The 16,234-nt window shown below is 68.5% G+C and carries 17 protein-coding genes and 1 other RNA gene; 11 read left to right on the top strand and 7 right to left on the bottom strand.

The features are described from left to right. Positions 1–41: 41 nt before the first annotated feature. Positions 42–710, bottom strand: coding sequence for an aquaporin (locus O5I81_RS06580; protein ID WP_271068153.1), 669 nt, complete (start codon positions 708–710; stop codon positions 42–44). A 146-nt stretch (positions 711–856) separates the two neighbouring features. Here O5I81_RS06580 and ssrA point away from each other — a divergent pair. The 8 genes from ssrA (at position 857) to O5I81_RS06540 (ending at position 8,529) form a co-directional block, all read left to right on the top strand. Further along, positions 857–1,218, top strand: a transfer-messenger RNA (tmRNA) gene (gene ssrA / locus O5I81_RS06575). 70 nt (positions 1,219–1,288) lie between these two features. Continuing rightward, positions 1,289–2,350, top strand: a complete 1,062-nt coding sequence (locus O5I81_RS06570) for a lysozyme inhibitor LprI family protein (RefSeq protein ID WP_271068152.1) — start codon at positions 1,289–1,291, stop codon at positions 2,348–2,350. Positions 2,351–2,515: 165 nt separating this feature from the next. Beyond that, on the top strand, positions 2,516–3,982 hold the full coding sequence (gene pyk, locus O5I81_RS06565; RefSeq protein WP_271068151.1) for a pyruvate kinase: 1,467 nt from the start codon (positions 2,516–2,518) through the stop codon (positions 3,980–3,982). A gap of 88 nt (positions 3,983–4,070) precedes the next feature. Beyond that, on the top strand, positions 4,071–4,565 hold the full coding sequence (locus tag O5I81_RS06560; protein WP_271068150.1) for a ClpXP protease specificity-enhancing factor SspB: 495 nt from the start codon (positions 4,071–4,073) through the stop codon (positions 4,563–4,565). Between the two features lie 22 nt (positions 4,566–4,587). Then, a complete protein-coding gene (locus tag O5I81_RS06555) occupies positions 4,588–5,073 on the top strand; it encodes a ClpXP protease specificity-enhancing factor SspB (RefSeq protein WP_271068149.1) in 486 nt (161 codons plus the stop codon). Then, positions 5,070–5,855 carry a C13 family peptidase gene (locus O5I81_RS06550; RefSeq protein WP_271068148.1) on the top strand — a complete coding sequence of 262 codons (786 nt, stop codon included), beginning with the start codon at positions 5,070–5,072 and terminating at the stop codon, positions 5,853–5,855. The genes O5I81_RS06555 and O5I81_RS06550 overlap by 4 nt, the downstream gene beginning before the upstream one ends. 53 nt (positions 5,856–5,908) lie before the next feature. After that, the gene (locus O5I81_RS06545) at positions 5,909–8,032 is read left to right on the top strand and encodes a serine hydrolase domain-containing protein (RefSeq protein ID WP_271068147.1); all 2,124 of its coding nucleotides are present in this window, start codon (positions 5,909–5,911) and stop codon (positions 8,030–8,032) included. Positions 8,033–8,151: 119 nt separating this feature from the next. Then, positions 8,152–8,529 carry a hypothetical protein gene (locus tag O5I81_RS06540; RefSeq protein WP_271068146.1) on the top strand — a complete coding sequence of 126 codons (378 nt, stop codon included), beginning with the start codon at positions 8,152–8,154 and terminating at the stop codon, positions 8,527–8,529. On the opposite strand, the gene O5I81_RS06535 is transcribed toward O5I81_RS06540, so the two are convergent. Continuing rightward, on the bottom strand, positions 8,526–8,882 hold the full coding sequence (locus tag O5I81_RS06535; protein WP_271068145.1) for a RusA family crossover junction endodeoxyribonuclease: 357 nt from the start codon (positions 8,880–8,882) through the stop codon (positions 8,526–8,528). The two genes, O5I81_RS06540 and O5I81_RS06535, sit on opposite strands and share 4 nt — an antisense overlap. Positions 8,883–8,966: 84 nt before the next feature. Between O5I81_RS06535 and fumC the strand changes: the two genes are divergently transcribed. Beyond that, positions 8,967–10,355 carry a class II fumarate hydratase gene (gene fumC / locus O5I81_RS06530; RefSeq protein WP_271068144.1) on the top strand — a complete coding sequence of 463 codons (1,389 nt, stop codon included), beginning with the start codon at positions 8,967–8,969 and terminating at the stop codon, positions 10,353–10,355. A 21-nt stretch (positions 10,356–10,376) separates the two neighbouring features. Here the strand turns inward: fumC and O5I81_RS06525 are convergent, their stop codons facing one another. Further along, the gene (locus O5I81_RS06525; RefSeq protein ID WP_271068143.1) at positions 10,377–10,775 is read right to left on the bottom strand and encodes a YccF domain-containing protein; all 399 of its coding nucleotides are present in this window, start codon (positions 10,773–10,775) and stop codon (positions 10,377–10,379) included. 447 nt (positions 10,776–11,222) lie between these two features. On the opposite strand from O5I81_RS06525, the gene O5I81_RS06520 reads away from it, so the two are divergent. Beyond that, positions 11,223–11,657, top strand: coding sequence for a pyridoxamine 5'-phosphate oxidase family protein (locus tag O5I81_RS06520; RefSeq protein ID WP_271068142.1), 435 nt, complete (start codon positions 11,223–11,225; stop codon positions 11,655–11,657). Here O5I81_RS06520 and O5I81_RS06515 read toward each other — a convergent pair. Genes O5I81_RS06515 through O5I81_RS06505 form a run of 3 tightly spaced genes read right to left on the bottom strand, consistent with a single transcriptional unit; the run spans position 11,647 to position 14,733 of the window. After that, positions 11,647–12,585 (bottom strand): glycosyltransferase family 9 protein, encoded by a 939-nt coding sequence (locus O5I81_RS06515; protein WP_271068141.1) that lies wholly within the window; start codon positions 12,583–12,585, stop codon positions 11,647–11,649. The genes O5I81_RS06520 and O5I81_RS06515 overlap by 11 nt on opposite strands. Further along, the gene (locus O5I81_RS06510; RefSeq protein WP_271068140.1) at positions 12,582–13,718 is read right to left on the bottom strand and encodes an HWE histidine kinase domain-containing protein; all 1,137 of its coding nucleotides are present in this window, start codon (positions 13,716–13,718) and stop codon (positions 12,582–12,584) included. Before O5I81_RS06510 ends, O5I81_RS06515 begins: the two co-directional genes overlap by 4 nt. A gap of 4 nt (positions 13,719–13,722) precedes the next feature. Further along, positions 13,723–14,733 carry a polyprenyl synthetase family protein gene (locus tag O5I81_RS06505; protein WP_271068139.1) on the bottom strand — a complete coding sequence of 337 codons (1,011 nt, stop codon included), beginning with the start codon at positions 14,731–14,733 and terminating at the stop codon, positions 13,723–13,725. 96 nt (positions 14,734–14,829) lie between these two features. On the opposite strand from O5I81_RS06505, the gene O5I81_RS06500 reads away from it, so the two are divergent. Further along, complete coding sequence (locus tag O5I81_RS06500; protein ID WP_271068138.1) at positions 14,830–15,573, top strand: methyltransferase; 744 nt, start codon at positions 14,830–14,832, stop codon at positions 15,571–15,573. Between the two features lie 92 nt (positions 15,574–15,665). On the opposite strand, the gene O5I81_RS06495 is transcribed toward O5I81_RS06500, so the two are convergent. Beyond that, on the bottom strand, positions 15,666–16,229 hold the full coding sequence (locus tag O5I81_RS06495) for a nucleoside 2-deoxyribosyltransferase (RefSeq protein ID WP_271068137.1): 564 nt from the start codon (positions 16,227–16,229) through the stop codon (positions 15,666–15,668). Positions 16,230–16,234 lie beyond the last annotated feature (5 nt).

The following is a 16,234-nucleotide window of genomic DNA, read 5'->3' as shown; positions in this document are numbered from 1 at the left end:
GAGCACTCCCCCGGCGTGGCGCGCCGGGGGACGCCTGATCCCTAGTCGCCGACCTTCAGCAGGTTGAAGCGGAACAGCAGACCGCCCAGTGCCGCGCCGATGGCCGGGGCGACGATGAACAGCCATAGCTGGGCCAGGGCCTCGCCACCGGCCAGCACCGCCGGCCCGAAGCTGCGGGCCGGATTGACCGACACGCCGGTCACCTGGATGCCGACGATGTGGATCACCGCCAGGGTGATGCCTATGCCGAGCCCGGCGAAGCCCGGCGCCGAACCGGCGCCGGTCGAGCCAAGGATGACGATGACGAACAGGGCGGTCATCACCACCTCGAAGATCAGCGCCGCCTGCATCGAATACTCGCCAAGATAGCCGGGCCCCCAGCCATTGCGGCCAAGGCCGCTCTCGACCCCGGTCTTGGCCAGGATCATCAGGATCGCCGCCCCCGCCAGGGCGCCGAGGAACTGCGCCGCCCAGTAGACCAGCATATCCCTGACGCTCATCCGCCCGGCGACGAAGGCCGCCAGGCTGACGGCCGGATTGACGTGACAGCCCGAGATCGGACCGATGCCATAGGCCATGGCCACGATGGCGAAGCCAAAGGCCAGAGCGATGCCCAACTGGCCGACGTGCTCGCCGCCCAGAACAGCGGCCCCACAGCCGAACAACACAAGGGTAAGGGTGCCGATGAACTCGGCGATGAACTTGTTCATGTGACGTCTCCCTGTTTTCCTGATCTCGCCCCGACTTGGGAGAGGCGTGAAGGGAGGCTGCGCTGTTTCGCGCGAATGGGAAATCCCTATGTCGGGCACCCGACCCAGACCCGCGCGCGGCGCCAAAACGCACAAGTGACCAAGCGGTTATTCCCTTCGCAGGGTCCAGCGCCTATATTGGTTCTGTTCGGGCTTGCCCGGACTATGGAGATAAACGCGCACGTAATAAGCGGACTGGACCCGGGTGCGATTCCCGGCGGCTCCACCATTCTCTCCCGAGTTATCAGGGGAAGCGCGGGGCCGATCAGCATCGACAGACGTGTAAAGGTGATTGCTTTCTCTCGGCCTGACCCACCGTTTCGGGTTTTAAACTAACTGCGAACGATAACTTCGCTGAAGAGTTCGCCGTCGCCGCGTAATGCAGCGCCGGAGCACTCGCTCTAAAGCCCTGCGGGTTTAGCACCTTCAGGCGGGGCCCGGGGGAGCCTGGCAACAGAATCCCCCCACCTTTCCCCCAGTTTCAGACTCCCGTGGTCGGTGGCCGTGCGCGATAGTGTCCGCAACGACTGGAGGGTTCGATGCGTCCCTGGCTCCCGCTGGCGCTTGTCAGCCTTCTTCTCTGCACAGCCGCCGCCGCCGAGCCGGAGTACTGGGGCGACAACGAGTTCCAGCGCGAATACCCCGACATCGTCGCCGACTGCGCCCGGTACCGGAAGGTCGAGCCGCCGGCCGCCGACAGGCCGACGGCAGCCCAGCTGGCAGCGCTCAAGACCTGTGATTCCGCCGATGCCTACTATGAGATCACCGGCCCGGGCGATGCGGTGAAGGCCCGCCACTGCGCCTTCGCCGAGATGGCGCGGAACGAGAACGACGGCCCGTCCGGGGCGGGCGTCCTGATGATGCTCTACGCTAACGGCCGGGGGGTGGAGCAGAACCTGCTCTACGCCGCCCGCATGGCCTGCACGGTCGGCGGCGCGCCGTTCGAGGTGCAGGGCCGCCTCGCGGCGCTGGAAGCCCGGATGAAGGGCGAGGGGACCGACACCGCCTTCGACTTCTGCGACGACGTCACCAGCGGCTACGCGGCCGGGCTCTGCGCCTCGATCAGCGCCCGCCAGCAGGACCTCCAGCGCGGCCTGCGCCTGGCCGAGCTGGGCCGCGACTGGACACCGGCCCGGAAGGCCGCCTGGGACAGGGTCATCGGCGCTGAAACGGCCTATGCCGACGCCTTGAGCGAAGGCGAGGTCGACCTCTCCGGCACTCTGCGCGGCGTCTTCGCGCTGGAGGCCGAGGGCGAGATCAAGACTGGCGCCCTGGGCCTGCTGGAAGCCCTCGACAGCAAGGCGCTCGACAAGGCGGCTCCGGGCCAGCTGGCCGCCAGCGACGCGGCCCTGAACGCGGCCTGGAAGAAGGTCACAGCTCACAGCTTCGAGGACTTCGGCACGGTCACGAAGGAGGGGGTGCGCAACACCCAGCGCGCCTGGCTCAAGTACCGCGACGCCTGGACCGCCTTCGCCAATCTGTCCTCGCCCGGCATGGGCGAGGCCACGGCAGACTACCTGACCAAGGAGCGGACCAACGCCCTCCTCTGCCTGATCGGCGACGAGGCCTGCGTCGCTGACGACGAGGACGAAGGCCAATAGCCACTACACAGGCAGGTGACCGGCGGAGGCGTTGACCTTGGCGCCGTTACAGGCCAGTTCCGGACGCTCTGAAAGACGGGCGTCACAAAAGCCCGCCAGGTGAAAAATCAGCGGGATCAGCCGGAGTGGCGCGCAAGCCTCCGGCGGCCCGTGTTGGGAGCTTGAATGCCCGGTCGTCACCACATCCTGCGCCGCCGCCGCGCCAAGGTCGTCGCCACGCTTGGACCCGCCTCCGCCTCGGCGGAGATGATCGAGATCCTGCACAAGGGCGGGGCCGATGTCTTCCGCCTGAACTTCAGCCACGGCGACCACGCCGGCCACGCCCAGAACCTGGCCTGGATCCGGGCCCTGGAGAAGAAGACCGGCCATCCGATCGGCGTGCTGGCCGATGTGCAGGGCCCCAAGCTGCGGGTCGGCCGGTTCAGCAACGGCCATGTCATCCTGCAGAAGGGCCAGAGCTTCCGCCTCGACCTGTCGCCGATCCCCGGCGACACGAGCCGGGTGCAGCTGCCGCATCCGGAGATCATCGCCGCCGCCACGCCGGGCATGAACCTGCTGATCGACGACGGCAAGCTGAAGCTGCGCGTCGATCATGTGCGCGAGGATCACCTGGAAACCACGGTGACGGTCGCCGGGCGCCTCAGCGACCGCAAGGGCGTCAACGTGCCGGACGTCATGCTGCCGATCCCGGCCCTGACGAAAAAGGACCGCGAGGACCTGGCCTTCGCCCTGGAGGCCGGGGTCGATTTTGTCGGCCTGTCGTTCGTGCAGCGGCCCGAGGACGTCATCGAGGCCCGCGAACTGGTCGCCGGCCGGGCCTGGATTCTGACCAAGCTGGAAAAGCCCCAGGCCCTGGTCAATCTCGACGAGATCATCGCCCTCAGCGACGCCGTCATGGTGGCGCGCGGCGACCTCGGCGTCGAACTGCCGCCCGAGGAAGTGCCGCTGGCCCAGCGCCGCATCGTCCGCAAGGCGCGGGAAATGGGCAAGCCGGTCATCGTCGCCACCCAGATGATGGAGAGCATGATCAGTTCTCCCACCCCGACCCGGGCCGAGGCCAGCGACGTGGCGGGCGCCCTGTTCGAGGGGGCCGACGCGGTCATGCTGTCGGCCGAGACCGCCGCCGGCCAGTATCCGCTCGAAGCGGTCGACATGATGGACCGCATCCTGACCCGCACCGAGCGCGACGAGGAATGGCGCCGGGTCATCGACGACCGCCCGCTGGCCCCCGAAACCAGTTCGTCCGGCGCTATCGCCGCCGCCGCCCGCCAGGTGGCCGACTCCTCCGGGGCCAAGGTCATCTGCGCCTTCAGCCACGGCGGCTCGACGGCCCTGCGCATCGCCCGCCAGAGGCCGACCGCGCCGATCCTGGGCCTGACCCCGATCGTCGAGACGGCGCGGCGGCTGACCCTGGTCTGGGGCGTCCACCCGGTGGTCATCGCCCCGCATGAGACGATGACAGCCGCCGTCTCTGGCGCCCTGGAAACCGCTCGGCGTGAAGGTTTCGCCACCTGGGGGGACGAGATCGTCGTGACGGCCGGCGTGCCCTTCAACACGCCGGGGACCACCAACGCCCTGCGCGTCGCCACCGTTTCGCGGGCGCCGCAACCCAGCGCCGGCGACGAGAACTGATATTCTGAGCTCGCGTTGTGCATGAGCCGCTTTGCGAGCGGCCCACGAACAGTTACGCTTGTGGAAGTTGTAGGGAAGTAACGTCTCGATGGCCCAGGACAAGCCGCCACAGGACCTGATGCATTACGAGGCCATGGCCCAGGACGCGTTGCGCGGCGTGGTCAAGGCCGCGCTCAAGCGCGCCGCGGCGCCCGGCGGCCTGCCCGGCGAGCACCACTTCTACATCACCTTCAAGACCAAGGCGCCGGGCGTCTCGGGTCCGCCGGAAGTGCTGGGCAAGTACCCCGACGAGATGACCATCATCCTGCAGCACCAGTACTGGGATCTGGCGCCGGGCGAGACCTTCTTCACCGTCACCCTGAAGTTCGGCGGCCAGCCCAAGCGGCTGTCTATCCCCTATGCGGCCGTGGTGCGGTTCTTCGATCCCTATGTGCAGTTCGGCCTGCAGTTCGAACCGCCCGAGGCGTTCGACCTGGCGGAAGAGGGCGAAGACTTCGATCACGAGGACGAGGCCGCGCCGGCGGCGGAAGCCGGCGAGCCGGAGGCGAAGGTCGTCTCCCTGGACCAGTTCCGCAAGAAATAGACACCAAGGTCGGGGGCGATCGATGAGGCGACTTTGGAGGCGGCTGACCGGCGTCGGGCGATACACGCCGCCCCGGGACGCAGCCGCCGCCCCGGCCACGGTCGATCCGATGCACTACGAACTGCTGGCGCAGGAATCGCTGCGCGAGGTTGTGCGGGCGGCGGTGTTGCGGGCCCGGAACCTGGAGCTGCCGGAAGGCCACGCCCTCTACCTGACCTTCGACACCCAGGCCGACGGGGTGAAACTGCCAGTCAAGCTGGCGAAGCAATATCCCGCCGAGATGACGGTGATCCTGCAGAACATCTACTTGATCAAGGAGGCTTTCGGGCCCGACATCGTCGTCCAGCTGTCCTTCGACGGGGTCTCGCAGACCCTGACCATTCCCTACACAGCCATCAGAAAATTCTACGATCCGGGATCAAAGTTCGGCCTGGCGTTTGATCTTCCAAGGGATGTCCTGAAAACTGACAACGGAACGATCCAACCGGCGCGGGGGCCCTGGTCATGAAACGTCAGATCGCCATCCTGTTCGGGGTCCTGGCCCTGACCCTGGCGGGCGCCGCGCCGGCCGCGCAGCCGGGCTTCAAGGACTGGGCCGCCGTGGTCGTCGCCGGCGATTTCGCCGGGGCGCATAACGAGGGCGACACCGAGGCCTTCGACAACGCCCGCCGCGACGTCGCCAGGGCCCTGGTCGAGAGGATGGGCTTCTCGGCCGAGAACGTCCGCCAGTTTTCCGTGCGGCCACAGCGCTACAACGAGCCGGGCCTTGGCCAGAGCCGCCTGTTCGAGATTCACGGCGGCCTGGCGCAGGTGGCCCAGAAAGCCAAGGGCGGCTGCCTGTTCTACTTCACCTCTCACGGCATCCAGTACGGCGCCTTCCTCAACGCCGAGGACTCCCGGAAACAGACCGTCATCCTGCCTCAGGTGATGGCCGAGTTGATCGACAGCGCCTGTCCGGGCCGGCCCAGCGTGGTGATCATCTCCACCTGCTTCTCGGGCGTGAACGTGCCGGCCCTGTCCCAGCCCAACCGCCTGGTGATGACCGCCGCCGCCAAGGATCGCAGCAGCTTCGGCTGCGGCCAGCAGAATACCTATCCCTATTTCGACGACTGCTTCCTGCAGTCGGTGAAGGTGGTGAAGACGCTGGGCGCCCTGCCCCCGGCCATCACCGCCTGCGTCGAGCGGATGGAGCGCGAAACCGGCATGTCGCCGCCCTCCCTGCCGCAGGTCGATGTCGGTTCGAGCCTGCGGCCGATGCTTATGCTTTACGGCTTCCCAAAGGGCAGCTAGCGAAGGGCGCAAATCCCCGGCCGTCTCCCACCTGGCCGGAGAGGGAGAGCACTGTGTCTGTCAAATCGGTTCTGAAGGGCGGTCTCGCGGCTGTCCTGTCTCTGGTCGTCGGCGCCGCGCCGGTCGCGGGGGCCGCTCAGGCTCCGGCCGCCGCAACGCCCGCGGCCCCGATTCCCTACACGCCCGCGCCGACAGCCCAGCCCAAGGCCGCCGCGCGCCCCGCCCGCCCACCCACCCGGCCGCGCGCCGTTGCAGCGGCCGCCACGCAGCCGGCCGCGCCGGTGGCCAATGTCGTCGCCCCCGTCGCGCCGATCGATCCGGCCCAGCTCGAGGCCTTCGTCGACGGCGTGGTGAGTACCAGCATGAGCCGCGACCATATCGCCGGCGTCACCGTCTCCATCGTCCAGAACGGCCAGGTGGTGCTGAAGAAGGGCTACGGCTTCGATCGGCTGGGCGAGCATCCGCGCCGCGTCGATCCTGATCGCAGCCTGTTCCGCCTGGCGTCGATCTCCAAGACCTTCACCTGGATCTCGGTGATGCGTCAGGTCGAGGCCGGCCGCATGCGGCTGGACGCGCCGATCAATCTTTACCTGCCCGAATCCGTGCGCGTGCCCGACCAGGGCTTCGCCAAGGAGATCCGGGTCATCGACCTGATGAACCACCGTCCGGGCTTCGAGGACCGCGCCCTGGGTCAGCTGTTCGAGAAGGACCCGGCGCGCGTGCGCCCCATCCTGACCTGGCTGAAGCAGGAGCGACCGCGCCGGGAATGGGAGGCGGGGACCATCCCGGCCTATTCCAACTATGGGGTGGCTTTGGCCGGTCTGGCCGCGGCCCGCCAGGTCAACAAGCCCTTCGAGCAGATGATCGAGCAGGAGATCACCGGGCCGCTGGGCATGAGCCGCACCACCTTCCGCGACCGTTATCCGGGCCGCGCCGAGCTGCCAGCCCCGATGCCGGCCAATCTGGCCGGCGACGTGTCCGACGGCTTCTTCTGGAACGGAACCCGTTTCACGCCCCGCCCCTACGAGTTCGTCAGCCAGGCGGCCCCGGCCGGCGCCGCGTCTTCGACGGCTGGCGACATGGCCCGCTACATGACAATGCTGCTGAACGGCGGGACACTGGATGGCCAGACCATCTTCAATCCCCAGACCTCGGCCGGCTTCCGCGCCGTTTCCGACCGCGCCGCGCCGGGCGCCGGCGGCTTCGCCCACGGCTTCATCGAGTACCGGCTGCCGGGCAATCGCCTCGGCTACGGCCACGACGGCGCGACCCTGACCTTCATGTCCAACATGACGGTGATCCCGGAGCTGGGCCTCGGGGTCTTCATCTCGACCAACACCGAGACCGGCGCCAATCTCAGCGGCGCCCTGGCCGGCAAGGTCGTCGAGCGCTTCTACGGGCCGCCGCCGGCCGCGCCACGCCTGTCGCAGTGGCTGAAGGACAATCGCGGCGACTTCGCCGGCCAGTACCTCAGCTCACGCCGCGCCTTCCACGGCCTGGAAAAGCTGGTCGGCCTGTTCAACGGCCGTCAGACGGTCCAGGTCGACGGCCAGGGCCAACTGGTGCTGAGCGGCTTCGACGGCGCCTCGATCTGGACGCCGCTCGACACGGCGGGGCGGTTCCAGTCGACCACCGACGCGAGGGTTATCGCCTTCACCCTTCAAGACGGCCGGGCGACCGGCTTCTACGACTCCGCCGCCAGCCGCTATTCCAAACGGCTGAACCTCTTTGGCGATGACGGCTGGCTGATCTGGACGGCGTTGCTCGCAGGGCTGGCCAGCATCGTCACCGTGGTCGGGGCGCTGCTGCGCCTGCGGCTGAACCTGCGCCAGACCACGGTGCAGGCCCGCGCCAGCCTGATCCAGACCATCCAGGCGGTGCTGTGGCTGATCATGCTGGTCAGCTTCGGCCTGTGGTTCGGCAAGGTCGGCGACGTCGCGGCCATCTTCTATGACTGGCCGGGCCCCCTGCTGATCATCGCCTCCAGCTGCGGCCTGGTGGCGGCCATCCTCAGCGTCGTGGTGGTGATCCTCACCCCGTTTGTCTGGCGAGGCGGCCGGCGGGTCGACAGCTTCACCCAGGGCCGCAAGCTGCGCTTCACCTGGACGGCGGGGGTCTTCCTGCTGTTCTCGGTCGTGCTGGCCGGCTGGGGGGCGATCTTCCCCTGGGCCAACTAGGCGGCGGCCTGAGGCGGATTGGCGCAGGTTAAGTTTTCAACAACCATTTCGGCCGCCCCCCCTTGTCGGCACGCCTCTGGCAGGACAACCCTTGTCATCAGGGTCAGTGGGGTTGTGTCGTGTCAAAAGAAGACGCTTTAGCCTACGGAATCGCTGGGGCGACTGCCTGGCTCGCCGTGACGGCCTTCTATGGCGCCTTCGGCGGCGGCATCCTGGAGAGCAGCTTCCTCATCTATGCCGCCAACGCCGCCCTGGCGACCGCGGCCATGGGGGTGGCCTTCTGCATCACCAGCCGCCTGCGCCGCACGCCGAAGGGTCGCCGCGCCCTCCCGGCCCTGGTGTTCTTCGCACCCGGGCTGGTCGGCGGCCTGGTCGCCCTGCTCAATCTGCAGAGCCTGTTCCCGCAGGCCAGCCAGGGCCGTTACGGCGCCTTCCTGCTGGTCGCCTATGCGGCGGTGGCCATCCTCTCGATGGAACAGCCCCGGCGTAAGGTCTAGCCGCGCTTCTCGACCCGGATGGTAATGCGTTCGCGCTCACCCTGCCGCCGCTCGACCACCAGCTTCCAGACCTGGGCGTCATCGTGGAAGGCATAGCCCTTGATGGCGTCGAGCAGGGCCTTGGCCAGGTTGTCGAGGTCCATCCACGGCGGATCGCCGGTATAGTCCATCATGATCTCGACCGAAAACTCGCCCCAGGCCGGCCGCGAGCCGCGCCAGCTCTTGCGGAAGAACTCGTAGATGAGCGGCTTGTAGTAGCGGGCCTGAGTGGTCAGCCCATCGACGACGATCTCCAGCACCCCGCCCTGTTCGCGGGCGCGCACCTTGCCGTGGTGGGTCCAGTCGTCGCTCATTCGCCCTTCTAGACCGCGCCGGCCCTTGCAGTCTGCACCCTCGGCGCTAAACCCCTGCCAACGCTTGTTTCAGGGACCCGCCCGATGACCACCCGCACCGAAACCGACACCTTCGGCCCTATCGAAGTCGATGCCTCCCGCTACTGGGGGGCCCAGTCGCAACGGTCGATCGGCAACTTCAAGATCGGCTGGGAAAAGCAGCCCCTGCCGGTCGTTCGGGCCCTGGGCATCGTCAAGCGCGCCGCCGCCGAGGCCAACGCCTCGCTGGGCCGCCTGCCGGCCGACATCGAGAAGGTCATCGTGGCCGCCGCCAACGAGGTCATCGAGGGCAAGCTTAACGACCACTTCCCGCTGGTCGTCTGGCAGACCGGCTCGGGCACCCAGTCGAACATGAACGCCAACGAGGTGATCTCCAACCGCGCCATCGAGATGCTGGGCGGCGAGATGGGCAGCAAGAAGCCCGTCCACCCCAACGACCACGTCAACATGAGCCAGTCGTCCAACGACACCTACCCGACGGCCATGCACATCGCCGCCGCCGAACAGGTGGTCCACGACCTGATCCCGGCCCTCAAGCACCTGCACGCCGCCCTGGACGCCAAGTCCAAAGCCTGGGCCCACATCATCAAGATCGGCCGCACCCACACCCAGGACGCCACCCCCCTGACCCTCGGCCAGGAGTTCGGCGGCTACGCCCAGCAGGTCGCCAACGGCATCTACCGGATCGAGCAGACCCTGCCGATGCTGATGCAGCTGGCCCAGGGCGGCACCGCCGTAGGCACCGGCCTCAACGCCCCCATCGGCTTTGCCGAGAAGGTCGCCGAGCGGATCGCCGACATCACGGGCCTGGCCTTCACCACCGCCCCCAACAAGTTCGAGGCCCTGGCCGCCCACGACGCCATGGTCTTCAGCCACGGCGCCATCAACACCGTCGCCGCCAGCCTGTTCAAGATCGCCAACGACATCCGCTTCCTGGGCAGCGGTCCGCGTGCGGGCCTGGGCGAACTGAACCTGCCCGAGAACGAACCCGGCAGCTCGATCATGCCCGGCAAGGTCAACCCGACCCAATGCGAGGCCATGACCATGGTCTGCGCCCAGGTGTTCGGCAACCAGGCGACCATGACCTTCGCAGGGGCCTCGGGCCACTTCGAGCTCAACGTCTTCAACCCGGTGATGGCCTACAACTTCCTGCAGTCGGTCCGCCTGGTCGCCGACGCGGCGATCAGCTTCACCGACAACTGCGTGGTCGGCATCGAGCCCCGCGAAGACAACATCAAGGCCGGCCTCGACCGCAGCTTGATGCTGGTCACCGCGCTGAACGGCAAGCTCGGCTACGACATCTGCGCCAAGATCGCCAAGACGGCCCACAAGAACGGCACCACGCTGCGCGAGGAAGCCGTCGGCGGCGGCTACCTGACCGACGCGGAGTTCGACGAGTACATGCGGCCGGAGCTGATGATCGGTCCGAACTGAGGGCGACCAGGTCGAGCGGCCCTAGGGCTTCTCGACCACCGTCTTGCCCACCGGCGCCAGGGCCAGCATCGCCAGCTGCAGGTCCTTCAGCGCGAACGGGATGCCGATGATGCTGACGAACTCGGCCACCGCGATCAACAGGTGACTGAGGGCGATGTACCAGCCGGCGAAGATGAACCAGATGATGTTGAGCAGCAGGCCCACGCCGCCGGTGCCGACGTCGCTCATCCCCAGGCTCTCGCGGCTGACCACCTCCTTGCCGAACGGCCAGAAGGAAAAGCCGGCGATGCGCCAGGCGGCGGCGGTGTAGGGTAGGCCGACGATGGTGATGGCCAGAATGGCGCCGCCCAGCAGCCACAGCAGGCCCGACAGCCAGCCCCCGAAAATGAACCACAGGATGTTGAGGATCAGGCGGATCATGGCAGGGTTCCCCGAACGGCTGGAGTGCTTGATGTGATCCAGATCGCAAGGGTTGTCGAGGCGCTGCCCCAAGGTTTCTAGGCTCTACACGCCGCCGCCCGACCTCGATGCACTGGCGGATCAGTGGGTCGGCGACCAGCTTCGCGCCGAAAGCGGCCCGTGGTAACGTCTGGCCATGGAAGAGACGCCTGCTCCAAAGCCTCGCCCTTTCGGCCGTCCTCCGGTATCCTCAGAAACGATCGCCGATGCCGAGGCTCGCGCCGCAGAGTGGGCGAGGGAGAACGCCGAAGCTATCGAAGACTACAACCGGCGTATCGCCGAACGCGGTCTGATCGGAGCTGACTGGCGGCGCTGGTAGCAACGTCTGCTTTTGATCCTCCGCCATCGGGAACGCCCTACGCCGGGCCGCGCTTTGTCTCCGCCCCCCCCCCCAACCGGAGACCCAACATGGGCGACAAGACACTCACCGACATTGCCAAGGAGATGAAGGACATCGACTTCGTGATGCTGCAGACCAAGACCGACGGCGGCCAGATCGCCGCCCGGCCGATGAGCAACAATCGCGACGTCGAGTACGACGGCGACAGCTGGTACTTCCTGTTCGAAGAGTCCCGCACCTTCCAGGACATCGAACGCGACCCCAAGGTCGGCATCTCCCTGCAGACCAACAAGGGCCTGCTCGGCAAGCCGCCGACCTTCTTCGCCGTCGTCGGCGAGGCCGAGATCATTCGCGACAAGGCCGCCTTCGCCGAGCACTGGACCAAGGACATGGACCGCTGGGCCAAGGACGGCATCGACACCCCCGGCCTGGCGATGATCAAGGTCCACGCCGAGCGCATCCACTACTGGGATGGCGAGCACGAGGGCGAAGTCAGGGTCTGATCCGGCCCACCGCCTGCAGCACAGCGGACAGGTCGAGATCGGCCAGATCGTCCGTGCGCAGGATTTCGACCGGCTGATCCTGCCGGATCGGCCGGGGCGCGCTCAGGGCCGGGTTGCTCTCGGCAGAGAACAACACCACCCCGGGCGCGCCGGCGGCGATGGCGATGTGGGCCGGGCCGGTGTCGTTGCCGACGACCAGGGTCGCGCGGCGGGCCAGGTCGGCGATGTCGCCGAAGCTGGTCTTTCCCACCAGCACCTGAGCCGAGGGTTCGACGCCCTGGATAGTGGCCGCCAACGCCGCCTCCTGCTCGCCGTGCCCCAGGACGACCGGCGTGATCCCCTGCCCGACCAGCGCCTTCGCCAACGCCCCGTACTGCGCGGCCGGCCAGCGCTTGGCCGGCCGGTGCGGCGCGCCGCCGGGGACCAGCAGGGCGAACGGTTCGGGCGGTCGGTGATCGGCCTTGCCGGTCAGCCAGCCGATGTCGGGCGGTCCGACCGGTTCGATGCCGGCGATGCGCAGCTGCTCACGCTGGCTATCCTGGACGTGTAGCCGGTCTCGGGCCGCGCCGCTGTATTCGAAAGCGGCCCCAGGGGCGTTGCCGGACCAGGGCGGACGCCGGGGCCAGAGCAGCTGGAAATAGCGGACCGTGCGCCCCTGGGTCTGCAGGTCGTAGACGCGAGAGAACCGGGTCCTGCGGATGCGGCCGATCAGCCGCGCGACCGCGCCGAGATTGCTCCAACTGGGCCGACCATCGGTCCAGATCTCGTCGAACCAGCCGGTGGACCTGGCCATGGTTTCGAACGGCGGCGTGGTCAGCAGGGTGATCCTGGCGTCCGGGTGGGCCGCCCGGATGGCCTTCATCGGCCCGGTGGCCTGGATGAAATCGCCGAGCGCCGAGAGCTTGATCACGAGGATCGTCTCGCTCACGCGCCTGCAACTCCCTTTGCAACGGGGGCGATCCGCGCCGAGATCGGGGCGCTCAAATCATAGACCAACCCTTCGCTGCCGAAGCGCACCTCGGCCTTGCCGCCGAGATCGCGGGCCAGGCCCGTCTCGGCCAGGCGCAGGCCAAACCCCTTGCGCTTGGGAGCCGAGGCCGACGGGCCCCCGGACTCAGCCCAGGTCAGCCGGAAGGCGTCGTCGTCGAACGCCAGGGTCACATCGACCGTGCCGGCCGGACCACCCAGCGCCCCATGGCGACGGGCATTGTCCAGCAGTTCGTGCAGCGCCAGGACCAGGCTGACCGCCGTCTCGTTGGCGACCACGCCGCCGTCGGCGGTCAGGCGCAGGCGGCCCTCGGCCAGTTCGGGCGCCGAGCCGAGGGCGCGGTCCAGGCATTCGCTGAGCGTCGCGCCGGACCAGTCCCGATGGGCGAGGATCTCATGGGCCTGTGACAGGGCCATCAGCCGGCCGTTGAAGCCCTCGACGAAGGCCTCCGGCGAGGCGGCCCCGCTCAGGGTCTGGTTGGCGATCGACAGGGTGGCGGCCAGGGTGTTCTTGACCCGATGGTCCAGCTCGCGGATCAGCGCCTCGCGCCGGGCCAGGGACTGTTCCAGAGTCGAAAGCAGCTGCACATTCTCCAGCGCCGTCGCCGTGGCCCGGGCCATCATCGACAGGCTTTCGACCTCCGCGTCGGTCGGCCGACGGGGATGGTCCCAGTAGGCGCCGATGGCGGCCAGCGGGTCTGCGGGCCGCACCGGGGTCATCACAAGGCTGCGGACGAAGGTCTGGCGATAGGCGTCCTGCGGAACGCGGGGGTCATCCCGGATCTCGCCGATCACGACGGTTTCACGATTTCGCATCGCCCAGCCGCCGATGCAGTCCTCCATCGGGAACCGCATCCCCTTCCACAGGGGCCCCATCGCGTCCTCGTCGAGGTAGTGACAGAAGCCGCCGTCGCGCAGCACGAAGGTCACGCCATGGGCGCCCGACATCCGCCGCGCGCTGGTGCGGACCACCTCGGCGACCTGCTCGATGGAGCGCGCGCCGCTCAGCTGTTCGATGGCGTCGACCAGCAACGCGATGGAGGATTCGCCGGCCAGGACCTGCGCGGCGGCCATCCCCCTACGCGCTCCGGGTGACCGCGAAGTCGGCCAGGTCTTCCAGGGCCCGGCGCCAGTCGCTGGCCGGCATGCAGGCGAGCGCGTCCTTGGCTTCGGCAGCGAAATCGTGGGCCAGATCGAGCGTTGCCTGGCCGGCGCCGGTCATCTTGATCAACTCGCGGGCGCGGGTGAAGTCGGCGTCGTCCTGCTCGCGGCGGCCGATGGTCCGCTCCCAGAAGGCCGCCTCCTGGGCGCCCGTGGCGGCGATGGCCAGCAGCAGCGGCAGGGTCGCCTTGCCTTCCCGGAAGTCGTCGCCCGCATTCTTGCCCAGCGCCTCGGTCGTGCCGCCGTAGTCGAGCGCATCGTCCGACAGCTGGAAGGCGAGGCCCAGGTTCATGCCGTAGGTGCGCATGGCGCGGGTCTGTTCCTCGCTCGCCCCGGCGCTGACCGCGCCGGCCTCGGCGGCGGCGGCGAACAGCTCGGCGGTCTTGGCGCGGATGATCTCGAGGTAGATGTCCTTGGAGAGGTTGAGGTCGTGCGCCCGCGTCAGCTGCAGAACCTCACCCTCGCTGATTACCCCGGCCGCCTTGGCCAGGATGTCGAGCGCGCGCAAGGACCCGGCCTCGACCATCAGTTCGAAGGCGCGGGCGAACAGGTAGTCTCCGACCAGCACGCTGGACGGCGCGCCCCAGATCAGGTGGGCGGCCACCTTGCCCCGGCGCAGTTGCGAGCTGTCGATGACGTCGTCGTGCAGCAGGGTGGCGGTGTGGATGAACTCGACGGCGGCGGCCAGCTTCAGGCATCCATCGCTGGTCGAGCCGGCCAGCCGCGCGGCGGCGACGGTCAGCAGCGGCCGCAACCGCTTGCCGCCGGCGTTGATCAGATGGTCGGCCAGGGCGGGAATCACCGCCACCGGGCTTTGCATCCGGGCCGAGATCAGGGCGTTGACGCCGGCCATGTCGGCCGCGCCCAGGTCGACGAGCAGGTCGACGGACGCAGTCTGGCGTTCGACGTCGGCGTTCACTGCGACCAAGCGAGCGGCTCCTTGCGACTTTGGGTCCCGCCGTTGCGGGCGCCACAGGCTCGGGATAGGTCAGGACAACGGTCGGCACAAGGCATAGCGAGCGGAATGGACCTTACCCGGGATCGGTTGCTGGGCGGACGGATCGAGATCGACCAGCCGGCCCGCGGATACCGGGCCGGGATGGACGCCGCCCTGTTGGCGGCGGCCTGCGACGCGCGGCCGCGGGAGCGGGTGCTGGAGGCCGGCTGCGGCGTCGGCGGGGCGATGCTCAGCGCGGCGGCGCGACGGCCGGAGACGCGGTTCGTCGGGCTGGAGCGCGACGCGGCGATGGCCGGGCTGGCGCGGGCCAACGCGGCGGCCAACGGCATGGCGGACTGGGTCGAGATTATCACCGGCGAGGTCGAGGCAGGGTTCAAGGCGCTGGGCCTGCAGCCCTTCGACCACGTCTTCAGCAACCCGCCCTTCTTCGACGATCCGGCTGCCCTGCGCGCGCCCGATCCGGCCAAGTCCGGGGCCTGGATGGCCGACGGCGGCCTGACCGCCTGGACCGCATTCCTGCTCAAGGCCGTGCGCGAGGGCGGCACGATCACGATCATCCACCGCGCCGACCGCCTGGCCGACATCCTGGCGCTGCTGGCCCCCAAAGCCGGCTCCTTCCGCATCCGGGGGATCCAACCCTTCGCCGACGCGCCGGCCAAGCGGGTGATGGTGCGGGCCATCAAGACCGGCAAGGCGCCGCTGGTTCTGCTGCCGGCCCTGGTGCTGCATCCGCGCGACGGGGGGAAACACACCGACGAGGTTGAGGCCATCCTGCGCGGCGCGGCGGCGCTCGGGTGGGGTGGTAGGTAATTGGGGACACGCACTATTTTCGGTCACCGAGCAGCCGGCGGCCCCGACCGTTGCCGAAAATAGTGCGTGTCCCCAATTACCTCCCCAGCTACCTACTCGGCGTACAGCCGCACCGCCTCGAGACACATCTCGTACCCCGTCAGGTCATGCATCGGATCATCGGTGACGATCACGAACAGCCGCCGCATCTCCGCCCACAGCATGGTCGCCTCGGGCAGGCCCAGGTCCTCGATCTCGCACTCCTCGCCGTCGCGCCAGACGCCGGCGTCGTCGGGCCGCGCGCCCATCCAGGCCTCGACCCGCTCGCGGTACTCGGCATCCAGTTCGTCGCCGAGGTTGATCCAGCCGAACAGCGGCTTTCCCAGCCCCGCCAGGAAGCCCATCTCGAACGTCGTCGCCGCATCGGCCGCCGGTCCCCGGAACGGCGTCAGGTTGACGATCCCCGCATCGGCCCGCCGCAGGCGCGAGATCCGCTCGGCGTATGTGGCCCGCGCCGCCAGCTCTCCGGCGTCACGCACCTCGGCCGGCAGGGTCACCCCCTCCAGCACCGTGAACCCGGCCCGTTCGGCGACCAGCCGCTGGCGCTCCAGATGGGCGTCGGCGTCCGGGTACCAGAGGTCGGGCCCAGCGAGGTAGAGGGAGGAGACTCGGCGCATGCCGA

It is taken from the genome of Caulobacter sp. NIBR1757, from assembly GCF_027912495.1.
Classification (GTDB): Bacteria; Pseudomonadota; Alphaproteobacteria; order Caulobacterales; family Caulobacteraceae; genus Caulobacter.
This window is presented reverse-complemented; position numbering and strand designations above follow the sequence as displayed.